Source organism: Burkholderia sp. BCC1977 (assembly GCF_905339595.1).
GTDB lineage: Bacteria > Pseudomonadota > Gammaproteobacteria > Burkholderiales > Burkholderiaceae > Burkholderia.
The window spans coordinates 190,851-212,812 of the sequence record NZ_CAJPGQ010000002.1 but is presented as its reverse complement, the minus strand read 5'-3'; the positions used below and the strand labels follow the sequence as shown (position 1 = coordinate 212,812).

Below are 21,962 nucleotides of genomic sequence, written 5' to 3'. Positions count from 1 at the left end.
TCGCCCGGATCGGGCGGCCGGCCTGCGAACCGGACGCGTGTGCCGGCTCGACTGTCGCGGCGATGTGCCGCGTTCGCTTACCCCGCCGCCTGGATCGCCTCTTCGTACACGCCGGCGACGCGTCGCGCGATCACCGCGTTGTCGAAATGGTCACGCGCGTAGCGCTTGCATGCGGCCTCGTCGGGCAGCGCGATTGCACCCGACAGCGCGCCGCCGAGCCCTTCCGCGATCGCATCCGCGCCCGTCGACGGCAGCACGAGATCGTTCGACAGCCCGGCGACCGCCTCCGGCAGCCCGCCGACCGGCGTGACCAGCACCGGCGTGCCGGACGCGAGCGATTCGACGGTGATCAGCCCGAAACCCTCGAGCGCGACCGTCGGCACGACGCTGACCGTCGCCGCGCGGTACAGCGCCGCGAGATGGTTGTCGGGCACGAAACCGAGCAGCTTCACGTTGTCCTGCAGCCCCGCCTCGTCGATGCGCTGCTGCAGTTCCTCGCCGATCTTGCCCTTGCCGGCGATCAGCAGCAGCACGTCCGGGTGACGGTGCTTGACGAGGCCGATCGCGTCGATCAGGTCCTCCAGCCCCATGCGCCGCACGAGCCGGCGCACGGCCAGCACGATCGGCCGGTCCTGCGGCAGTTGCAGCTTGTGCCGCGCCTCGGCGGGCGTGAGCGGCGTATCGAACTGCGCGGTATCGACGCAGCCGGGAATCACGCGCACGCGCGACGGCTCGATTCCGTAGCGGTTCGTCAGGATCTGGCCGAACGCCTGCGACAGCACGATCAGCCGCGACGAGCGCGTATAGACGGCCTGTTCGAGATAGCGCTTCGCGCGCTGTCCGAGCGACGCGGCGCCCTCGACCTGGCTTTCGTCGGCCCACGGCCCCTGGAAGTGCGACACCTGCGGAATCCCGCGCGTCACGTCGAGCCCCGGGAAGGTGTACAGCGCGAAGTGCGACGAGATCACGTCCGGCCGTTCGCTGCGGATCTCGTCGCGCAGCGCGCGCCGCGCGGCGAGCATCCGGCGCGCGAGCGGCTGCGACGCGGGACCGAAGCCCTGGATCGCGCCGCCCGTGTCGTCGGCAACCTTCGGCGAGCCGGCAACGAGCCCGCGCACCTCGACACCGGCCCCCGGCAGCGCGCCGACGAGCGAGTAGTACATCCGGTCGAGGCCGCCCGCGCGTTCGGGGAACCAGTGCATGCCGATTTGCAGCGATTTGATCGGCCGGGAAGATTGAGACGTCACGGTTGCTCCTGCGTGATTGCATGCTCGACCCGCTCGAAGGCGGACGGCTGCGTGGGTTGGCCGATGCGCCGGTAAAGCGCGACATACTGGGCGCCCATATGCGCCCAGCCGAAACGGGTCATCAGTTCGCGGGCCGCGTCGCCCATCGCGCGACAGGTGTCGCGCGATGCCGCGAGCGAGCCGATCGCCTGCGCGAGTGCGGCCGGATCGTCCGGGTCTTCCAGCACGATCCCGCAGTCGCGCGTGATGATCTCCGCGCCGCCGGCCGTGCGTGCGGTGACGACCGGCAGCCCGGCCGCCATCGCTTCCAGCAGCGACAGGCTCATCGCTTCGTAGCGCGACGGAAACACGTACGCGTCGACCGAGCGCATCAGCGTCGGCATGTTCTTCACGAGCCCGAGGAAATGCACGCGCGATGCGATGCCGAGCGCGCGCGCCTCGTCCGGATACGGGCTGCCGGGCAGATAGCCGGCCACCGCGAGGTGGACGTTCTCCGGCAGCTTCGTCAGCGCCTTCAGCACGGTGCCGAGGTTCTTGCGCGGCGTGCGCAGGTCGCCGACGAACAGCAGCAGGAACGCATCGTCCGGCAGCTTGAATGCCGCGCGATCGGCCTGCGCGCCCGCGAACGCGCTGCCGTCGACGCCGTTGTAGATCACGCTGATCTTGCGGCTGTCGATGCCGAGCCCGGCGATCTCGTCGGCCACCTTCCGCGACACGGCGGTGATCGCGCGCGAACGCCGGTACGCCCAGCGCTCGAGCGAGGTGTTCACACGCGTATAGACGTACTGGTAGGCCGACCACAGCCCCTTCGTCGGGCCGAACGGGTAGTACGGGCTCTTGAACCAGCCGCCGTGCACGAAGTGCGCGGTATTCACGTCGGCCTTGATCCACGAGATGAAGCCGTTCACGTGCAGCACGTCGTACTCGCTGCGATGCGCGCGCAGCCAGGCCGCGCTCTTGAGCGCGAACACCTGCTGCTTGACGAGATTCGACGGCCAGAAGCCGCCGACCTTGATCGGCACCCAGCGCACGCGCGGGTCGGCCAGCAGCTCGGGCGCGACATGCGACGCGACCAGCGTGACCTCGTAGTTTTCGGCCAGCGCCGCGCGCGCGATTTCGTAATTGACGCGGCCCTGCCCGTCGTTATGTCGCACGACGTGCGTGACGATCGCGATTCTCAATGGTCGCCTCCCCGTGAACGCGCGGCGGCCAGCAGGCGCTGCGCCTTCTGCCAGTGCGCCGCGGATAGTATGGAAAAAATGGCCGTGAACAGCAGCAGGCCGCCCGTGCCGATCAGCGAGTTCGTGAACACGAGCATCGCGAACACCGACAGGCACAGGCTCAGGCACGCGCCGACGAACTTGTCCTTGCGCAGCTTGAACGCCGCGCGCAGCGTGCGGGCAAGCAGCATCACGACGCCCGACAGGTACAGCAGCGTGCCGGGCCAGCCGAGCACGAACGGCACGTTCATCACGCCGCTGTCGAAGCTGCCGTACTTGCCGAGCTCGCCGCTGTCGCTCGACAGCTTGGTGGACGCGCCGGTCGCGCCCATCCCTTCGCCGGCGACGTCGGTGAACGCCGTCTGCGCGAAGGTCGCGTAGAACTTGTTGCGGTCGTCGTAGCTGCGGTCGTCCTTCAGGTTCGTGATCGACTGCAGACGCTGGCCGAGCCGGTCGGCCACCGGCCCGACGGTCAGGAGCGGCACGCACAGCCCGACCAGCACGACACCGCTGATCAGGATTCGCATCCGCACGCGGTTGCTCGACTGCACGAGCTGGATCGCCAGTGCGATCACCCAGCCGCCCCAGGTCGAGCGCACGAGACACAGCGCGAACGACACGAAGCCGGCGGCGCCCGCGAACCAGCGGACCTTCTGCGGCGCCGCGAACACGAACACCAGCGCGCCCATGATCGCGAACGCGAACGGCCCCGACGAGTTCATCGTGCTGAATACCCGGACGCCGTACGGCACCGGCTCGCCCTGCGAACCCATGTCCGACCCGATCATCCACAGCACGTCCCACTGCGGCATCACGAAGTACTGCACGACCCCGTACACGCCCATCACGAGCATGCCCCACATGAACGTGGACAGCAGCACGTCGCGGTACTCGGGGTAATCGCGCGAGTTGACCATGATGTGAAAGCCGATCAGCACCGGGTACACCCAGTTCGCGAGGTCGTAGGTCGCGGCCATCACGCCGCTCGACACGATCCCGACCAGATACGCATACGTCAGCCCGAACAGCATCAGCAGCACGGGAATCCCGCGCCGCTGGGCGAGCACGCGGTAATGCCTGAGCAGCCCGAACCCGGCGATCATCGTCACCGCGAGCGGCGCGACCTGGATCAGGCTCGTCGGCGTGAATGAGCCCTTCGACCAGTCGGCGAGACGCCGCACTTCGGGGCTCAGGAACCACACCCACCACATGAAGCCGACGTAGCGCGCCGGGCTCTTGAAATACAGCCAGATGCCGACCGCGATGGCCAGCACCGGAAACGCGAGCGTCAGCACCTTGCCCTGGTGAATGGCGATCAGCGCGGCGGTAAACGTCCACAGCCCGGCCTGCCCGACCCAGTGCTTCGGCTCGGGCAACCAGTTGCGGTTGCGCGATGGTGCGCGTTCGGCGGCAATCGTACTCATCGATCCGCTCTCACCGCGACGAAGGACGCGAATCCGCGAGCGGCATCGCCACGCCCGCGGCGGCCGGCGTGCGACGCCGGCGCAGCATGTCGCGCGTGATCCGCACGTGCTGTTCGGCGAACGCCTGGGTGGTCAGGTCGCGCTCGCGCAGGCACGCGGCCGCGGCGCGCGCGCATTCGAGCGCGGCGGCCGGATCGGCCACGAAGCGATCGGCGGCCTGGCGCATCGCCTGCGCGTCGAACGCCGGCACGTAGGCGGCCGTTTCGTGCGGGAAGTAGTCGCTGAGCCCGCCGACGTCGGACACGATCATCGGCTTGCCGACCGCCGCCGCCTCGAGCATCACGGTGATGCCCGAGGCGTGGAAGTTCGGCCGCAGCGGCACGACGATCACGTCGGCCCACGCGTACAGCTCGTGCTGCTTCGCGAGGCCCGATGCCGCGCCGATCCTCACGTTCGGCGCATGCCACTCGCGCGGCACGCGGCGGCGCGTCGCGAGCCGCACGTCGTAGCGCTCGTCGCCGCCGAACGCGGCGAGGAACGTGCGCCAGTCGCGGTCGCGGTCGTTGCCGATCGCGGCGATCCGCAGCGGCCGGCCCGGTTTCCATTGCAGCGGCTCGATCGGCGGGAAATCCTGCGTGTTCAGCCCGTAGTAGACGAACTCGGCTTCGCGCCCGAGATAGCGGCGGCACAGCTCCGCGTTGTCACGGGCGAGCGTCGTCAGCGCGTCGGCGCGCGCGAGCAGCTTGCGGTATAGCCAGCGGCGCGGGCCGCCGAACGTGTTCCACTTGTCGAACAGCCACACGCTCTGCGCAAGCAGCAGCGGGCGCTTGCCTTGCGCACCGGCGAGCTTCAGGATCAGCGCGGCGGCAAGGTGCTCCTGCTCGGTGTGCGTCCAGATCACGTCGGTGCCCAGCAGCGCGGCGCGATTGCGCCACGCGTGCAGGGCGTCGAAGCCGAGCGCCGCCTTCAGCGCACGGCGCGCGAGGCTCGCGACGCGGCTCTCGCGCCGGTCCTGCGAATAGGTCAGCGCGAATTCGTCGGACTCGGCGTGGTGATAGCCGTACAGGCAGCCGATGTTTTCGCCTTTCCGGTAAGTCCGCGGATCGGCGCCGTAAAACAGGTGAACGTGAACTTTCGTGGCAGTCATGTCAGCCTCCGCCGGGCCGTCCCAAGGAGGCTGACTGCCCCCTCGGGGGGCAGCGCGCAACGCGCGCGTGGGGGTTGTTTCATCGTCAGCCTCCGCCGGGCCGCCCCAAGGAGGCTGACCGCCCCCTCGGGGGGCAGCGCGCAACGCGCGCGTGGGGGTTGTTTCATTTCGAGCCCTCCAGGAATAGCCATGCGCAATGCGCGCAGCCCGTTCAAGACGTCACCGGCGGCATCGCCGCACGATGGGGGGCAAGGTTGGCGCGGCGCGCCTCGCGTGCGCCGCGGCGCACCGCGCGCCAGTGCTCGCGCACGCGGTCGCGCCGCGCGGTATGCAGCGACAGCAGCACGTGCGCGATGCCCGGATAGACGCGCGTGCCGACCAGCGTCCACCACCACCACGCGATCTCGCGCCGCACCGGCGGCAGATGCTCGCGCAGGATCAGGTGCAGGTTGTACGCGCCGTTGCTGATCGCATTCAGCGACGCGGCATCGCGCCGGTCGTCGTCGAAACGCTCGGCCGGAAAGTGGTCGACCGCGATCGCCGGGTCGTAGACGAGCTTCCAGCCTTCACGCTGCACGTGCATGCTGAACGCCATGTCGTTGTGCACCTGCGCACCGGCGCCGCGCAGCCGCGTGTCGAAGCGCAGCCGCTCGATCGCCGCACGGCGATAGCTCATGTTCGCGCCTTTCAGCATGTCGACTTCGCGTGCGCCACCGACACCGAGGTGATGGTTGCCGATGATCTTGCCGGACAGCGTGAGCTGGCCGACGAGCTCGCGCGATTCGTCGAGCACGCGGCCCTTCTCGTGCACCCAGTCGCGGCCGCCGACCGCACCGACGCGCGGATCGGACCGAAACACGGCTTCGACGCGCGCAAGCCAGTCGGCGCGCGGCGCCGCGTCGTCGTCGGTGATCGCGACGATGTCGCCGTTCGCCGAGTCGAGCCCCTGGTTCAGCGCGGCAACCTGCCCCGGCACGTCGACCGGCACGATCCGCAGCGGCAGCGTGCCGCCGACCGACGGATCGGCAAGGCGCTCGTGCGTGGCATCGTCCTCCGGGCGCGCGACGACGATCACCTCGTCGGGCAGCCGCTCCTGGCGCTGCAGCGCCAGCAGGCAGCGCGCGAGGTCGGCGGGACGCCGGTAGGTCGGAACGAGCACGGAAATTTTCATCGAGGGTTCTCCAGTCGGCCGGGCCGGTGCTGCGCACGCCGGCCCGGTTTCGTGCAATGCCGTCAGGCGCTCAGGTATTCGTGGACGGCCGCATAGCCGCGGCCGTAGCCGCGCGTCTTCGGCGGCACGCCGTTGAAGATCCCGCCTTCCAGATCGACGCCCGCGGTACGCAGGCGCTTGATCGCGTCGGCGATCTCGCCTTCGGTATGCATGCCCGAGCGCAGCACCAGGAAGGTCGCGCCGGCCATGCGGCCGATGATGGTCGCGTCGGTCACCGCCAGCACCGGCGGCGAGTCGATCAGCACGACGTCGTAGCGCTTGCCGAGCCCTTCGAGGTATTGCGGCAGACGCGTCGACATCAGCAGTTCCGACGGGTTCGGCGGGCGCGTGCCGGCCGAGATGAACGACAGGCCCTGCACCGGCGTCTCGCGGATCGCCTCCTCGAGCGGCGACTGATCGCTCAGCAATTCGGACAGGCCCGGCTGCGCGGTGAGGCCGAAGTAGCGGTCGAGCATCCCGCGGCGCATGTCGGCGTCGATCAGCAGCACCCGCTTGCCCGAATGCGCGAGCAGCACCGCGAGGTTGACGGTCAGGAAGCTCTTGCCGATGCCCGGCGTCGGGCCGGTCAGCACGACCACACGGTTCTTCGCGTCCATCATCGCGAACTGCATCGCGGTGCGCAGGCTGCGCATGCTTTCGACGCTCAGGTCCTTCGGGCGCAGGCTCGCGAGGATCGGCCGCGCGCGGCCGCCGCCCTTCTCGGCCACGGCGTCGAGCTTCACCTGCTCGGCGCTTTGCGGCACCAGCCCGTACAGCGGCAGGTTGAACGTGCGCTCGACGCGATCCGGATCCTCGATGCCCTGGAACAGGTTGCGGCGCAGGAACACGACGCCGGTGCCGAGGATCAGCCCGAGGAACACCGCGGCCGACAGGATCAGCACCTTCTTCGGCTTGACCGGATCGCCCGGGCGCAGCGCCGAATCGACGAGGTGGATGTTGCCGCCCGTGCCGGCCTTCTGCACCGACAGTTCCTGCACGCGGTTCAGCAGCAGCACGTAGATGTCCTCGGCAACCTTCGCGTCGCGCTGGAGCTGGACGGCCTTCACTTCGGTCGCCGGCAGGCTGCGGAAGCGGTTGCTGAACTTGTCCTTCTCGCCCTGCAGTTCCGCGAGCTGCTGCTTCGCGGCGATCACCATCGGATGCGAATCGGTGAAGCGCTGCGCGAGCGACGCGAGCTGCAGGCGCTGCGCGGCGATCTGCTGCTCGTACTGCACGCTGCCTTCGAGGTAGACCTTCGCCTCGTCGCTCGCGTTGATCGAGCCGGACGTGCGCTGATACTGCGTCAGCGCGGCTTCCGCGCGCTCGAGGTCGGACTTCAGGCGCGGTTCCTCGCCCTTCAGGAAGTCGAGCATCTTGGTCGCTTCGGCCTGCTTCGCGATCACGTGCTGGTTCAGGTACGACTGCGCGAGCGCGTTCGCGATCGCGGCGGTCTGGTCCGGATCCTTGCCTTCGAGCGAGATCTGCACGACGCCCGTCTGCTTGCCCTGCTCGGACACCTGGATGCCCGACTGGAAGCCGCTGATCGCATCGAGATCGTTGTAGCGGACCACCGTGAACTGCGTGCCCGGACGCGCGACCAGCTTCTGCACGAGCAGCGTCACGCCGCCTGCCTGCTCCGATTCGCCGACCCGGCCCGACAGGAGACGGTTGCCGTTCGGGTCGACCAGCGTGTAGGTGCCGTTCGGACCGGCCGTCAGCGTCATCTTCTTGCCTTCGAGCGCGGGCACGACGTTGATCGTGTCGATGTCGGCGACTTCGCCGCCCCATGCGTACGACCGCAGGCCGAACCACGCGCGCGACGGCTCGCCCGGCGTCGCGACGCGCGCGGCCAGGCTGCCGAGCACCGGAAGCGCCTTCGGCACGACCGAGAAGTTCAGCTTGAACTGCTCGACGACCGGTGCGACGACGCCGCGGCTCTTGATGATCTCGATTTCCGCATCGGTCTGCGCCTGCTGCGGGCCGCTGTTGATCGTCGCGCCCGTCTGCGTCTGCGTGAGCGCCTGCGACGTGTTGTCGTTGCCCTCGACCCGCACGTGCACGTCGGCCTGATAGACCGGCTTCGCGACGAAGCAGTAGAGGCCGGCGAGCGCGATGACGGTCACCGCGATGCCGAGCAGCAGCCAGATGTCGTCCATCAGCACCTGGAGCAGCTGGCCGAGGACGACGTCCTCGTCCTCGGTTTTCGCGGTCAGATCCGCGTAGGAGTGTTTCGCTTGCGTGTTCACCATTCATTCCCGCTTGAGTGGTGCCGGGGCGGAGGCGCCGCCCCGGCGGGCTATCAGCGCGTGATTTGCCGCATGTAGAAGATCGTCTGGATCGTCGGCAACACCTGCTGCAGCACGCGGTTGAACTGCACCGAGCTGGCCGTGCTGACGTAGACGACGTCGAGCGGCTGGAGCGGGAAGCGGCTCGACAGCATCAGCGCATCCGGCTGCGTCATGTCGAGACGGAACACTTCCGGCTTCGTCGGGTTGTCACGCATCCCGCGCATCACGTAGATCTTGCGCGGGTTCGCATCGGTGTCGAGGATGCCGCCGCCGGCCGTCAGCGCGTCGGCGATGGTCAGCTTGCCCTTGAGCATCGGCACGGTGACCGGCGTCTTGACCTCGCCCATGATGAACACGCGGCTGTCGCTGCGGTCCGGCACGTTGACGATGTCGCCCGGCTGCAGCATCACGTTCTGCTTCACTTCGCCGCGATCGAGCACGCCGTTCGCGTCGAGCGTGTAGAGCTTGCCGTCGCGCGTCAGGCGCACGCGCTGCAGGTCGGCCTCGTTGCTCGAGCCGCCCGAGCGCGTGATCGCGTCGACGAGCGTCAGCGGCACGTCGCTCATCGCGAGCGGGCCCGGCTGCTTCACCTCGCCCGTCACCTGCACCTTCTGGCTGCGGAACGACAGCACGCGCACGTCGAGCTGCGGATTCTTCACGTAGCGCGCGAGCGTGGACGCCATCTGGTCGCGGATCTGCGCGACCGTCTTGCCCGCCACGCGGATGCGGCCGACGAACGGGAAGAAGATCGTGCCGTCGGCGGCCACGGTCTGGCCGTACGGATCGGCCTGGCCCGGCTGCGCGGACGTATACGGCTGCTGCAGCGCGCCCGCGACCGACTGCGTCGAGGTGCCGCCGCTCGAGAACGACTGGCCCTGCGGCGTCGTCAGCTCGGGGTGATCCCACACCGTGACGCCGAGGATGTCCTGCGGGCCGACGCGGTACACATACTGCGACGGATCGGTATAACGGCCCGGCGGCAGCGGGTGCTCGACCTGCTGCTTCTGCAGCTGATCCATCACCAGCTTCGCGTCGATGTAATGAACCGGATAGGTTTCGGCCGGGCCTTGCCGGCCTTCGTCCTTCAGGTTCGACGAGTCGAGATAGTTGCCGGGCGCGGTCGCGCAGGCCGACAGGAATGTCGTCATTGCGACGGCAAGCGCCAGCGGGCGCATGGGACGTTTCAGCATAGTTTTTGCAGCCATCCTTGAACCAGACGTTCGATCAATGAGTAGCTCTCGCGATAGTCGGCCTCGGGGCCGCCATGCGGATCCGCGATCTCGGCGTCCTCCCACTTGCCCAGCAGGTGGACCTTGCCGCGCGCGAACGGATCGACCGATTCGACGGCCTTGATCTGTTCGCGCTCGCTGACGAGAATCAGGTCGGCGTCGCGCACGATCCGGCGCGACAGCCGCCGCGACCGGTGCGTCGTCGCATCGACGCCGCGCTCGGCGAGCAGTTGCCGCATCACCGGATCGATGCCGTCGCCGTCGTTGGCACGCACGCCGGCGGAGTGGAACGTCGCGCGCGGGCCGCCACGCGACGCCGCGTGCGACTTGAACAGCATTTCCGCCGCCGGGCTGCGGCAGACGTTCGCGTGACAGACGATCAGGATGTTGCGGAACATGGCGTCTCGATTCGGGTTACGGGTAACGGTGACGCGCGGCTCAGGCGTTCGCGCGCGCGGCGCCCGGCACACGGGCGGCGACGGCCTGGCGCGAGCCGGGGCGGCCGATCGGGTGGTATTCGATGCCCTGCTCGCTCATCGTCTCCGGCTCGTACAGGTTGCGACCGTCGAAGATCACCGGCGACTTCCACAGACGGCCGAGCGCGACGAAGTCGGGGCTCTTGAAGATCTTCCATTCGGTGACGATCACGAGCGCATCGGCATCGCGTGCGGCCTGCGCCTCGTCGTCGACGAAGGAGAGGCGCTCGAGCCAGCTCGGATGATTCGCGAGATCGAGCGCGAGCACGCGGCGCGCTTCCTGCTGCGCGACCGGGTCGTACGCCGCGATGCGCGCGCCGCGCGACAGCAGCTCGGCGATCAGCTCGCGGCTCGGCGCCTCGCGCATGTCGTCGGTGTTCGGCTTGAACGCGAGCCCCCAGATCGCGAACGTGCGGCCGGTCAGGTCCTCGCCGAAGCGCGCGACGATCTTGTCGGCGAGCACGCGCTTTTGCGTCGCGTTGACCGACGACACGGCCTTCAGGATCCGCAGCGACTGGCCGTGCTCGTCGGCGGTGCGGATCAGCGCCTCGACGTCCTTCGGGAAGCACGAGCCGCCGTAGCCGCAGCCCGCATACAGGAAGTGATAGCCGATGCGCGGATCGGAGCCGATCCCGCGACGCACGGCCTCGATGTCCGCACCGAAGCGGTCGGCCAGGTTCGCCAGCTCGTTCATGAACGAGATGCGCGTGGCGAGCATCGCGTTCGCCGCGTATTTCGTGAATTCGGCCGAGCGCACGTCCATGTACAGCGTGCGTTCGTGGTTGCGGTTGAACGGCGCGTAGAGCTTCTTCATCAGCTCGCGTGCGCGCTCGCCCGGCACGTCGTCGTCGCAACCGATCACGATGCGGTCCGGCCGCGTGAAATCGTCGACCGCCGCGCCTTCCTTCAGGAATTCCGGATTCGACACGACCGAGAACATCGGATCGTCGCCGCGCTTCGCGAGCTCCTCGGCCACCGCCGCGCGCACGCGCTCGGCCGTGCCGACCGGCACCGTCGACTTGTCGACGATCACCTTGAAGCCCTTCATGGTGCGGCCGATGTTGCGCGCCGCCGCGAGCACGTACTGCAGGTCGGCCGAGCCGTCCTCGTCGGGCGGCGTGCCGACCGCGATGAACTGCACGTCGCCGTGCGCGACCGCGGCCTCGATGTCGGTCGAGAAGCGCAGGCGGCCCGCCGCGCGATTGCGCGCGATGACTTCCTTGAGGCCCGGCTCGTGGATCGGCACGCCGCCGTTGTTCAGGACGTCGATCTTCGCCTGATCGACGTCGAGACAGAACACGTCGTGCCCGATGTCGGCGAGACAGGCGCCGGTGACAAGACCTACGTAACCGCTGCCGATGATAGTCAGATTCATGATGTGTCGGACCTCGTGACCAATGATTCGAAATTCGTAAGACCGGAGTGTCGGTGCGTTCCGCGTCAGTAAGCGTTGCTGCCGGTGAAGCCTTTCCAGAGCGTCAGCATGACGATCTTGATGTCGAGCCAGAACGACCAGTTCTGCATGTAGTACAGATCGAGCTTCACGCGTCCCATCATCTTCTCGATCTGGTCGGTCTCGCCGCGAAAGCCGTTGATCTGCGCCCAGCCGGTGATGCCCGGCTTGATCCGGTAGCGGAACATGTAGCCCTTCACCAGATCCTTGTAGATGTCGTCGTGCGCGAGCGCATGGGGCCGCGGGCCGACGACCGACATTTCGCCCTTCAGCACGTTGATGAACTGCGGCAGTTCGTCCAGGCTCGTGCGGCGCAGGAAGCGGCCGACCGGCGTCACGCGCGTGTCGTGCTTGGTCGCCTGCGTGACCTGGCCCGCGACTTCCTGATGCACCTTCATCGAGCGGAACTTGTAGATCTCGAACTCGTGCCCGTCGATGCCCTTGCGCTTCTGGCGGAAGAACACCGGCCCGCGCGACGTGAACTTGATCAGGCACGCGATCAGCACCATCACCGGCGCGAGCGCCGTGAGCGCCGCCAGCGCGAACAGCCGGTCGAACACGAACTTCGGCAGGATCCGCACGTCGGTGATCGGCGACGCCGCGAGGTTGATCGCCGGCACGCCGAGCACCTCGACCACTTCCTGGTTGAAGAACGACAGCGTGCGCACGTCCGGAATGAAACGGATATTCACGAAGTCGTGGCGGAACACCGTCACGATCTGGTGAATCCGGCGCTCCTCCGTGATCGGCAGCGTGAGCCACAGCTCGCTGATCGCGCGGCTGCGCACCAGCCACACCAGCGATTCGAACTGCCGCTCGATGCGCACGTCGTCGAGCGCGACTTCGCCCGGCGCTTCGCTTTCGTCGTATACGCACACCGGGTTGAAGCCCGCCTCCGGACGCGCCCGCATCTGCGCGATCAGCCGCCGCGCCGCCGGCGTACCGCCGACGACCGCGACCGCCTTCAGGTTGTAGCCGCCGCGGCGCAGTTGTCGCAGCACGACGTGCACGCAAGCCTTCGAGCCGGCGAGCAGCGCCATCGTCACGCCCGCCCAGTAGCCCAGCCACAGCCGCGACAGGTCGCCCGACTGGTGAAAGCTGAAGCTCATCAGGATGCCCGCGAGCTCGACCACCAGCCACGCGAACGCAACGCGCCCCACCAGCCCGACGAGACGCTTGCCGCGCCACGACTGGTAAATGCCGATGGCCGGAAAGAACACGACCACCAGCAGGCAGTCGAACAGCACCGTCGTGCGCTGCAGGTCGTTGAGCCAGATGCTGCCGCCGTGCAGCGCGGCGGCGATCAACGCCCCCAACACGACCATCGCGATATCGATGACTCTCGCCAGCACGCTCAACATGTCTGCTTCCTCTTTGAACAGGCGTTTGCCGAACAGCTCCTTGCGCAGCCCGTGCCGCACATTCGATTCAAACGTTGCATGACGCTATTGAAGCGGTAAGAAAATCTCTCCTCAAGCGCACAAGTATTTCGAAAAATAATCGGAAATTCTTGCCGTGACATTCTCGAATTAAATCGGCACGTTTTCCCGAATCGATCGCGAATCGGGATTTTTTCGAAAACTTTACGGTTCCAGCCAAGCCTTTACTGGTTTGGATGACAGCCCGATCCATCGAATTATTTTTTATTTTTTTATTTGCATCGGATGCTATCGCGGAAAATTTTCCCGGATCCGCTCGCGACGAATATCGTGCAAAGCGCCCGGTTTTATTGTCGATTTACTTCGTGCTACAAACAGGCACTGACTTCAATCGAGGAGAGTGTCATCATGAATGCTCCGGCCGTGCTAGCCGATACGCGCCCTTCTTCTTCCGCCGCCACCGACGCCGCGACCCGCGTCGCAGTGCAGCCGGTGATCCTTGCCGGCGGTTCGGGCACGCGTCTGTGGCCGATGTCGCGCGAACACTATCCGAAGCAGCTGATCGGCCTGCTCGGCGATCATTCGCTGCTGCAATCCACCGCGCTGCGCCTCGACGGCCTTGCGACCGGTCATCCGCTGAACGACGACGTGCTGATCGTGTGCGGCGAGGATCACCGCTTCACGACCGCCGAGCAACTGCGCCTGACCGGCAAGCGTGCAGCGATCATGCTCGAGCCGCTCGGCCGCGACACCGCGCCCGCGCTGACGCTCGCCGCGCTGCGGATCGTCGCCGGCGGCGGCGATGCCGTGATGACCGTGATGCCGGCCGACCACGCGGTGGCCGACCAGCCGCGCTTTCATGCGGCCGTCGCGGCCGGCGTGCACTGCGCGGCCCAGGGCAAGATCGCGACGATGGGCATCGTGCCGGGCCGGGCCGAAACGGGCTACGGCTACATCCGCGTCGGCGCGCCGCTCGGCGACGCCGCCACCGGCAACCTCGACGTGCGCCGCCTCGACCGCTTCGTCGAGAAGCCGCATCTCGAACTCGCGCAGCAGTACGTCGCCTCCGGCGAATACTGGTGGAACAGCGGGATCTTCATCGTGCGCGCGTCGGTGTGGCTGAACGCGATCCGCCAGCTCGAACCGGAGATCCACGCAGCCTGCGAGCAGGCCGTCGCGCGCGGCAAGGACGACGGCGACTTCTTCCGCGTCGACCGCGACGCGTTCGCCGCGTCGCCGTCGAACTCGATCGACTACGCGGTGATGGAACGGCTCGTGAGCCTGCCGCAGCTGTGCGAAAGCGTCGTCGTGCCGCTCGACGCAGGCTGGTCGGACGTCGGTTCGTGGGACGCGATCTGGCAGATCCTGCCGAAGGACGAAGCCGAGAACGTCGGCCGCGGCCACGTGCTGTTCGAAAACGCCGAATCGACCTTTGCGCATTCGGAAAGCCGGCTCGTCGCATGCGTCGGCACGCAGAACCTCGTCGTCGTCGAAACGCCCGACGCCGTGCTCGTCGCCGACAAGTCCTGCGTGCAGGACGTGAAGAAAATCGTCGGGCGCATCAAGGCCGCACGCGGCGCGGAAGCGACCGATCACCGCAAGGTCCATCGCCCGTGGGGGCATTACGACTCGGTCGACATGGGCGAGCGCTTCCAGGTGAAACGCATCGTCGTGAAGCCGGGCGCGCGACTGTCGCTGCAGATGCACCACCACCGCGCCGAGCACTGGATCGTCGTGCGCGGCACGGCGCGCATCACGCGCGGCGACGACACCTTCCTGCTGTCCGAAAACGAATCGACGTACATCCCGCTCGGCGTGTCGCACCGGCTCGAGAACCCGGGCAAGATGCCGCTCGAGCTGATCGAAGTGCAGTCGGGCGCGTATCTCGGCGAGGACGACATCGTCCGCTTCGACGATACCTACGGACGCCAGTGACGCCATGCCTGCCGGGCGCGCCGTCTCGACGGTGCGCCCGGCATCACGGGCACGGGACAGACAAAAAACAACGCGCGGGCGCCGTGACACACGACGGCCCGCGCGTTTTCGTTCGGACGACGATCAACCGACGCGGTACGCGTATTCGCGCCGGTCCGACTGCACCGGGTCGTTGCGGCCCTCGGACAGCGCACCCGCGCGACGCTCGGCGATGAAGCGCTTGATGTCCGACTCGGCGCGCGCCAGCGCGGACAGGCCGGCCAGCACTTCGCTTTGCGGCGCACGCGCCGGTTCGTCGCTCGCACCATGGCGATCGATCCACTGACGCGCCCAGTCGAGCGCGTACTGCTCCGCTTCTTCCGCATCGGTGAAGCGCGGGCCGATCAGGCCCGAGCGCTCGACGCGCCGGTCGTCCTGCGTGATCTCGGCCCACGCGCGGTACATCAGGTTCTGCACCGGCTGCGCGCTACCGCAGATCGTGTAGCCGCGGTATTCGTCGACCTGCGGCTCGGCCGCGGCGAAGCTCGCGGCGGACGGACGCCCGTGACGCAGCGCCGCGGGCTGCGCGCCCGGCACCGCGAACGACGAACCGGACGACACGTCGGCGTCGTCGTTCGACAGCGCGGCCAGCGTCGCGCCCTCGCCCTCCCAAACGTTTGCCTGAGCAACCGGCAGTTGCCACGACTCGGGGTTCTGCCAGAACACGCCGCGCAGACGGTCGTTGTCGGGCACCGGCTCGGCACGGCATGCCGGCGTGACCGGCACCGGCGGCGGCGGCACATACGCGAACGTGCGCCCGCTGAACTGGGTCAGCACGTCGATCATCTGCAGCAGCGTGCCGTTCGCGAGCCACTCCTCGTAGCGGCGGCGGCACGTCGGCCCGGACGGATAGCGCCCGGGCAGTTTGGACCACGCTTCACCGGTCGTCAGGATCCAGAGAACCGCGTTGGCGACGACGCGCGGCTCGGCACGTGGACGGCCTCGACGGTTCAGCCGGATGGGTTCATCGGCGATCAGCGTTGAAAGTCGAAACCACTCTTCATCGTTAAGCTCATCGAAGAACATAGTTGATTTCTCCACACAGCCAGGCCGGGGCTGCGATTGTCGGCGCCGTCGTCACGCATCGCGTCACGGGGCGGCCCGGTTGCACATTATGGTTATCCGATTGTTGTGCACCCCGGTGCGACACCGCACTTTCACGGTGCCGCCATTCCCGGCAATGGCGCACAAATCACGGTCTCACTCCAATGTGGGAATTTTTGTGCACGAAGCATACCATCCCTAGGGTTTATCTCAATATGACAATGACTTAATGTTACGCACTGAAACAACCTGCCATGGGTGCGCAATCTATTTACGCTTGAATTTTTTTACGCGATCGTTATGCGCGATGCTGGGAAGCCCCGTCCGGCGGGGCTCTGCGGGATGTGGTCGAGGCCTGACAGGCGGGCTTCCGGAGGTGTTCCGACCCTTGCAGGTAACAATCTCTTGAATTGCCGCCTAAAATCGGTAAATCAGGGAAAATTTCGTAACAAGATATTCACGGATCGGTAAATCATTCAAATTCCACTGAACTGAATTATCTCCGTGCACAATCTTTTTATTGTTTCTCCGCGAGTGATGAAAGCGGTCCGACCCACGATGCACATTGTTTCCCGGCATGCAAGCGTCGACGGGTTTGTTACATTCTCCGGGTAACGAGCGGCCGACGGCGGCAGCGCGACGGTCGGGCCGCCGCGTTTCGGGTCGCAACGGCGCGCCATCCGCGCCATCCGCTCGATACGGGAAGCATCGCGCGGCCGCGTGTCAGTGCAGATCGCCGGCCAGCGACGCGGCCACGTCCGCCGCGATGCGTTGCGGCGCCACCGTATAGGCCGGGTGATCGCAACCGATCGACAGCGTCGCGCCGTCCTTGAGCGCCGCGCATATCGGCCCGCTCAATTCGAAGCGCACGAAATGCACGGCCGAGGTTTTCTCCGCGTTGTCGCGGTCGAGATCCTCGTCGGCGATCGCATAGACGTCAGGATGCCCGTCGACCTGCAGGTACACGCGATCCTCGACACCGATCAGCCGCGCGAGTGCCGCGCGCCGCTCGGCCTCGTGCTCGTATTCGATCTGCAGCGTCGCCTTCAGGTTGGTGCCGTCCGGCACGAGCGGCAGATAGGCTTCCAGTTCGCCTTCGATGCCGGCCTCGTCGAAAATCTTCTCGATGTGCAGCATCTCCTGGATCTGGTAGCGGATCGTGGTCTCGTCCTCGAACAGGAAGCGCAGATGATTGCCGAGCGCCACCGCGCGGCGCCGCTTGTGCGCGACGAGCCGCGCGTGTTCGGTCTTGCGGATCTTCGCGTACGCTTCGAGCGTCAGCAGCGAGTCGCGGGTCAGCGTCATGGGATGTCCTCGGATAGCGTCGATGTCTTCGTGGAGCGAGCGGTTCAGATGCCGTACGCGCGGCGCAGCAGCGTCAGCGGATGCGCGAGCGGCGCGGCGGGCAACCCCTTCTCGTCGATGCCCTGCACGATGTGATGGCCGGCGAGCGCGCAGTCCGACGACACGAAATCCGGCTTCGGCTCGGCCATTGCCTTGAACACCGGCGCGCCGATCCGCATCGCGTCCGCATGGAAGGCCTTCTTCACGCCGAACGTGCCCGCGTGCCCCGAACAGCGCTCGACGACGTTCACGCGCGTATCGGGCACGAGCGACAGCGTGTCGGCCGTCTTGCGGCCGATGTTCTGCACGCGCGCGTGGCACGGCACGTGATACGACACGGTGCCGAGGCCCTGCTTGAAATCGGTCTTCAGCAAACCGTCGCGATGCCGCGCGATCACGTATTCGAACGGATCCCAGAATGCATCGGCCACCGCCCGCACGGCTTCGTCGCCGGGGAACATCAGCGGCAGTTCGCTCTTGTACATCAGCACGCAGCTCGGGATCGCACCGATCAGCGCATACCCTTCGCGCGCATAGCGCTCCAGCACCGGGATGTTGACGGCCTTCTTCGCGGCGACGCCCGCGAGGTTGCCCTGCTCGAGGAGCGGCATCCCGCAGCAGGCTTCGCGCGTGACGAGCTCGTACGGGATCTCGTTGTGCGCGAGGATCGCGAGCAGGTCGTGGCCGATGCCCGGTTCGTTGAAGTTCACATAGCACGTCGCGTAGATTGCGACCTTGCCGGGCGTGCGTTCGCCGTCGCGTACCGGCGGGCCGTCCGAGCGCTTCGCGGCGCGCCGGAACTTGCGCGGCGCGAACTCCGGCAGCCATGCGTTGCGATCGACGCCGAGCGCCGCTTCGAGCGCGTGGCGCGCGGGCGGCGTGCGATTCACCGCGTTCACCGTCTGCGTGACGATCGGAATGCCCGCGAAATGACCGAGCGCGTCGGTGTTCGACAGCACCTTGTCGCGCAACGGCGCCTCGCCGCGCCGGTAGCGCGCGGCCTTCCCGCGCAGCATCAGGTGCGGGAAGTCGACGTTCCATGCATGCGGCGGCACGTACGGGCATTTCGTCATGTAGCAGAGGTCGCACAGGTAGCACTGGTCGACGACCTTGCCGAACGCGGCCTTCGGCACTTCCTCGATGTCGCCCATCGGCGTGTCGTCGACGAGATCGAACAGCTTGGGAAATGCGCCGCACAACGACACGCAGCGCCGGCACCCGGCGCAGATGTCGAACACGCGCGTCATTTCCGCATCGATCGCGGCCTGGTCGTAGAACACTTCGGACTGCCAGTCGAGCGGATGCCGGGTCGGGGCTTCGAGACTGCCTTCCTTGTGGGGCATGGGGCGCTCCAGCGTGGCGCGCATGCGCGCGGACGCGCCGCCCGCGCAATGCGGGCAGCGATCAACGCACGGCCGGCCGCGGGACATGCCCGGCCGGGCCGTGCTGCCTTGGCAGGGCCCGCGTCAGTCGACGAGCGCGTCCAGCGCCTTCGTATAGCGGTTCGCGTGGCTGCGTTCCGCCTTCGCGAGCGTCTCGAACCAGTTCGCGATTTCGTCGAAGCCTTCGTCGCGCGCCGTCTTCGCCATGCCCGGATACATGTCGGTGTATTCGTGCGTCTCGCCGGCGATCGCCGATTCGAGGTTCAGCCGGGACGGGCCGAACGGCAGACCCGTCGCCGGATCGCCGACCGCTTCGAGGTATTCGAGGTGGCCGTGCGCATGGCCCGTTTCGCCTTCGGCAGTCGAGCGGAACAGCGCGGCGACGTCGTTCTGGCCTTCGACGTCGGCCTTCGAAGCGAAATACAGATAGCGCCGGTTCGCTTGCGATTCGCCCGCGAACGCGAACTTCAGATTCTCTTCGGTCTTGCTGCCCTTGAGTTGAGCCATTTGCGCCTCCGTTCGAGTCGGCGCGGCCGGGTGCGGAGCCGGGCCGATGATGTATGTGGGGAACGAAGCGCATGCCGGACGCGCACGCTTCGTGCCTTTTAATCTAGGCGCTGGCGTTCGCATCCCCCAATAGGCTTTTTCAATCCGCGTGATAGTGGAAGGCGGGAATGGGGGACGGTTGACGGGGGAGACGGGGTGGTGGCTGGGGTGGCGTTTGGCGTTTGGCGTTTGGCGTTTGGCGTTTGGCGTTTGGCGGTCGGCGGTCGGCGGTCGGCGGTCGGCGGTCGGCGGTCGGCGGTCGGCGGTCGGCGATCGGCGATCGGCGATCGGCGCTCGGCGCTCGGCGATCGGCGCTCGGCGCTCGGCGGTCGATGCGACGCCCGGTGCATTCACACCGGCGTCGCTCGTCATGCGTCACGCATCCGTCGCACGCTTCAGCAGCAATTCCCTTTCGCGCTCGTTGCGGGTCAGTTCCGCCGCGCGGCGGAACTCGACCTTCGCCTCGTCGGCGCGGCCGAGCTTCGCGAGCAGGTCGCCGCGCACGCTCGGCAACCAGTGATAGCGCGCGAGCGCCGGATCGTCGCGCAGCACGTCGACGATTTCCAGCGCCGCGGCAGGCCCGAACGCCATCCCCACCGCCACCGCGCGGTTCAGCTCGACGACCGGCGACGGCGCGACCTCGGCAAGCGCGTCGTACAGCGCGACGATCTGCGCCCAGTCCGTCTCCGACGCGTGCCGCGCGCGTGCATGGCACGCCGCCAGCGCGGCCTGCAGCGCATACGGGCCGAGCACGCCGCCGAGTTGCGTCGCCCGCTCGAGCGCCGCGAGGCCGCGCCGGATCAGCAGCGGATCCCAGCGGCTGCGGTCCTGGTCGAGCAGCAGCACGGGCTGCCCCTGCGCATCGGTCCGCGCATGGATGCGCGACGCCTGCAGTTCCATCAGCGCGACAAGCCCGAGCACCTCGCTTTCGTCCGGCACGAGCCCGGCCAGCACGCGGCCGAGACGCAGCGCCTCGTCGCACAACGCCGGGCGCGTCCAGTCGTCGCCCGCCGTGGCAGCGTGGCCTTCGTTGAACACCAGGTAGATCACTTCGAGCACCGACGCGAGCCGCGCGGGCCGCGCATCGGCGGCCGGCACCTCGAACGGCACGCGCGCCGCCGCGAGCGTGCGCTTCGCGCGCACGATGCGCTGCGCGATCGTCGGCTCGGGCGACAGGAACGCACGCGCGATCTCGCTCGTGGTCAGCCCGCCGAGCAGCCGCAACGTCAGCGCGACGCGTGCATCGGTCGACAGCACCGGATGGCACGACGTGAAGATCAGCCGCAGCAGGTCGTCGCCGATGTCGTCGTCGCGCGCGTCGGCGAGCGCGTCCGCGATGTCGGGGACAACGTGCGCTTCGAGCGCGTCCATTTCATGCCCGAGCTGGTCGCGCTTCGCCGCATGCAGCGACTCCTGCCGGACCCGGTCGAGCGCGCGCCGCTGCACGGCCGTCATCAGCCACGCGGCCGGGTTGTCGGGCACGCCGTCGACGGGCCAGTGCTCGAGCGCCGCGACGAGCGTGTCCTGCGCGAGTTCCTCCGCCACGCCGACGTCGCGCACCACGCGCGCGGCGCGCGCGATGATCTTGGGCGCCTCGATCCGCCAGACCGCTTCGATCGCACGGTGAGTCGCCTCATGCGTCACGACGCCTGCCCCTCGGCGGACGCATCCAGCGGCATGGCCATCAGCTCCCACGCGTGGCCGTCCGGATCGTCGAACCCGTGGCCGTACATGTTCGGATACTCGCGCGGCGCTTGCGGCGCGGACCCGCCGGCCGCGAGCGCCTTCGCGACGATCGCGTCGACCTCGGCGCGGCTGTCGCACGACAGGCACGACAGCACCTGCACCTGCGTCGCCGGATCGACGATGGTCTTGCCGGTGAAGGTCTGGAAAAACGGCCGCACGAGCAGCATCGCGAAAATCGTGTCGCTGATCTTGATGCAGGCAGCCTGATCGTTGGTATAGGCCGGTACGACCTCGAAACCGAGTGCCTGGTAGAACGTCTTCGCGCGCGGCAGGTCGGCCACGGGCAGGTTGATGAAAACCATCTTGTGCATGACGGATGCTCCGATGAAATTGGATTCGGGGGATTCAGGCGTGGGTGCGGCCGACGTGGAGGTCGCGAAACCGCTCGACCGCTTCGCTGGGTGTCAGGTCGTCGAGTTCGAACAGCGGACGCACCTCGATCTCGCAGTCCATCTCCGCGCCGAACGGCGCGGGAAACCGGCGCGTCCATTCCAGCGCCTCGTCGCGCGAGCGCACCTGGATCAGCGTGTAGCCGGCAATCAGTTCCTTCGTCTCCGCGAACGGGCCGTCGACCACCGTGCCCTTGCCGCCGGTGTAACGCACGCGCCAGCCGCGCGCGCTCGGCCGCAGGCCGTTCGCGTCGAGCAGCACGCCGGCCTTGGTCAGTTCCTCGTGATAGACCGTCATCGCCTCGACCAGCCGGTTGTCCGGCAACGCGTCAGATTCGCTGACGGCGTTTGCCCGGATCATGATCATGAATCGCATCGCTCACTCCTTGTCATGGGTGGAAAGGGGCGCCCGTTCATCGGTGCCTTATCCGGACGACGGGCGGCAGACGGCCGGATCGACGTGC

18 protein-coding genes are annotated in these 21,962 nt (G+C 67.5%); 1 reads left to right on the top strand and 17 read right to left on the bottom strand.

All coding sequences use genetic code 11. The features are described from left to right. Window positions 1-77 precede the first annotated feature (77 nt). From U5771_RS02915 to U5771_RS02870, 10 genes are all read right to left on the bottom strand, one after another. The gene (locus tag U5771_RS02915) at window positions 78-1,202 is read right to left on the bottom strand and encodes a glycosyltransferase family 4 protein (RefSeq protein ID WP_322022572.1); all 1,125 of its coding nucleotides are present in this window, start codon (window positions 1,200-1,202) and stop codon (window positions 78-80) included. A gap of 41 nt (window positions 1,203-1,243) precedes the next feature. Next, entirely contained in the window at window positions 1,244-2,428 is a 1,185-nt protein-coding gene (locus tag U5771_RS02910) for a glycosyltransferase family 4 protein (RefSeq protein ID WP_322022571.1), read from the bottom strand. Then, entirely contained in the window at window positions 2,425-3,891 is a 1,467-nt protein-coding gene (locus U5771_RS02905; protein WP_322022570.1) for a glucose-6-phosphate isomerase, read from the bottom strand. The genes U5771_RS02910 and U5771_RS02905 overlap by 4 nt, the downstream gene beginning before the upstream one ends. 10 nt (window positions 3,892-3,901) lie before the next feature. Next, window positions 3,902-5,038, bottom strand: coding sequence for a glycosyltransferase family 4 protein (locus tag U5771_RS02900; protein WP_322022569.1), 1,137 nt, complete (start codon window positions 5,036-5,038; stop codon window positions 3,902-3,904). 211 nt (window positions 5,039-5,249) lie between these two features. After that, window positions 5,250-6,209, bottom strand: coding sequence for a glycosyltransferase family 2 protein (locus tag U5771_RS02895; RefSeq protein WP_322022568.1), 960 nt, complete (start codon window positions 6,207-6,209; stop codon window positions 5,250-5,252). Window positions 6,210-6,271: 62 nt separating this feature from the next. Next, window positions 6,272-8,497 (bottom strand): polysaccharide biosynthesis tyrosine autokinase, encoded by a 2,226-nt coding sequence (locus U5771_RS02890; protein ID WP_322022567.1) that lies wholly within the window; start codon window positions 8,495-8,497, stop codon window positions 6,272-6,274. A 50-nt stretch (window positions 8,498-8,547) separates the two neighbouring features. Beyond that, a complete protein-coding gene (locus tag U5771_RS02885) occupies window positions 8,548-9,726 on the bottom strand; it encodes a polysaccharide biosynthesis/export family protein (RefSeq protein ID WP_322022566.1) in 1,179 nt (392 codons plus the stop codon). After that, the gene (locus U5771_RS02880; RefSeq protein WP_124826493.1) at window positions 9,720-10,163 is read right to left on the bottom strand and encodes a low molecular weight protein-tyrosine-phosphatase; all 444 of its coding nucleotides are present in this window, start codon (window positions 10,161-10,163) and stop codon (window positions 9,720-9,722) included. Before U5771_RS02880 ends, U5771_RS02885 begins: the two co-directional genes overlap by 7 nt. 40 nt (window positions 10,164-10,203) lie before the next feature. Then, a complete protein-coding gene (locus U5771_RS02875; RefSeq protein WP_322022565.1) occupies window positions 10,204-11,616 on the bottom strand; it encodes a UDP-glucose/GDP-mannose dehydrogenase family protein in 1,413 nt (470 codons plus the stop codon). Between the two features lie 65 nt (window positions 11,617-11,681). Beyond that, window positions 11,682-13,055: an undecaprenyl-phosphate glucose phosphotransferase gene (locus U5771_RS02870; protein ID WP_322022564.1), complete on the bottom strand. Its 1,374-nt coding sequence runs from the start codon at window positions 13,053-13,055 to the stop codon at window positions 11,682-11,684. A 426-nt stretch (window positions 13,056-13,481) separates the two neighbouring features. Here U5771_RS02870 and U5771_RS02865 point away from each other — a divergent pair, with 426 nt between their 5' ends. Continuing rightward, window positions 13,482-15,008, top strand: coding sequence for a mannose-1-phosphate guanylyltransferase/mannose-6-phosphate isomerase (locus tag U5771_RS02865; RefSeq protein ID WP_322022563.1), 1,527 nt, complete (start codon window positions 13,482-13,484; stop codon window positions 15,006-15,008). A gap of 123 nt (window positions 15,009-15,131) precedes the next feature. Here U5771_RS02865 and U5771_RS02860 read toward each other — a convergent pair whose 3' ends face one another. From U5771_RS02860 to U5771_RS02830, 7 genes are all read right to left on the bottom strand, one after another. Beyond that, window positions 15,132-16,073 carry a transposase gene (locus U5771_RS02860; RefSeq protein ID WP_322022562.1) on the bottom strand — a complete coding sequence of 314 codons (942 nt, stop codon included), beginning with the start codon at window positions 16,071-16,073 and terminating at the stop codon, window positions 15,132-15,134. A gap of 741 nt (window positions 16,074-16,814) precedes the next feature. Continuing rightward, on the bottom strand, window positions 16,815-17,396 hold the full coding sequence (locus tag U5771_RS02855; protein ID WP_322022561.1) for a DUF3501 family protein: 582 nt from the start codon (window positions 17,394-17,396) through the stop codon (window positions 16,815-16,817). Between the two features lie 44 nt (window positions 17,397-17,440). Further along, window positions 17,441-18,778, bottom strand: coding sequence for a heterodisulfide reductase-related iron-sulfur binding cluster (locus U5771_RS02850; RefSeq protein ID WP_322022560.1), 1,338 nt, complete (start codon window positions 18,776-18,778; stop codon window positions 17,441-17,443). Between the two features lie 123 nt (window positions 18,779-18,901). Then, window positions 18,902-19,324 carry a rubrerythrin family protein gene (locus U5771_RS02845; protein WP_322022559.1) on the bottom strand — a complete coding sequence of 141 codons (423 nt, stop codon included), beginning with the start codon at window positions 19,322-19,324 and terminating at the stop codon, window positions 18,902-18,904. A gap of 414 nt (window positions 19,325-19,738) precedes the next feature. Then, window positions 19,739-21,007 (bottom strand): RNA polymerase sigma factor, encoded by a 1,269-nt coding sequence (locus U5771_RS02840; RefSeq protein ID WP_322022558.1) that lies wholly within the window; start codon window positions 21,005-21,007, stop codon window positions 19,739-19,741. Next, window positions 21,004-21,420: a glyoxalase/bleomycin resistance/extradiol dioxygenase family protein gene (locus U5771_RS02835; protein ID WP_322022557.1), complete on the bottom strand. Its 417-nt coding sequence runs from the start codon at window positions 21,418-21,420 to the stop codon at window positions 21,004-21,006. Before U5771_RS02835 ends, U5771_RS02840 begins: the two co-directional genes overlap by 4 nt. A 34-nt stretch (window positions 21,421-21,454) precedes the next feature. Continuing rightward, window positions 21,455-21,874, bottom strand: coding sequence for a YciI family protein (locus U5771_RS02830; RefSeq protein WP_322022556.1), 420 nt, complete (start codon window positions 21,872-21,874; stop codon window positions 21,455-21,457). Between the last annotated feature and the right edge of the window lie 88 nt (window positions 21,875-21,962).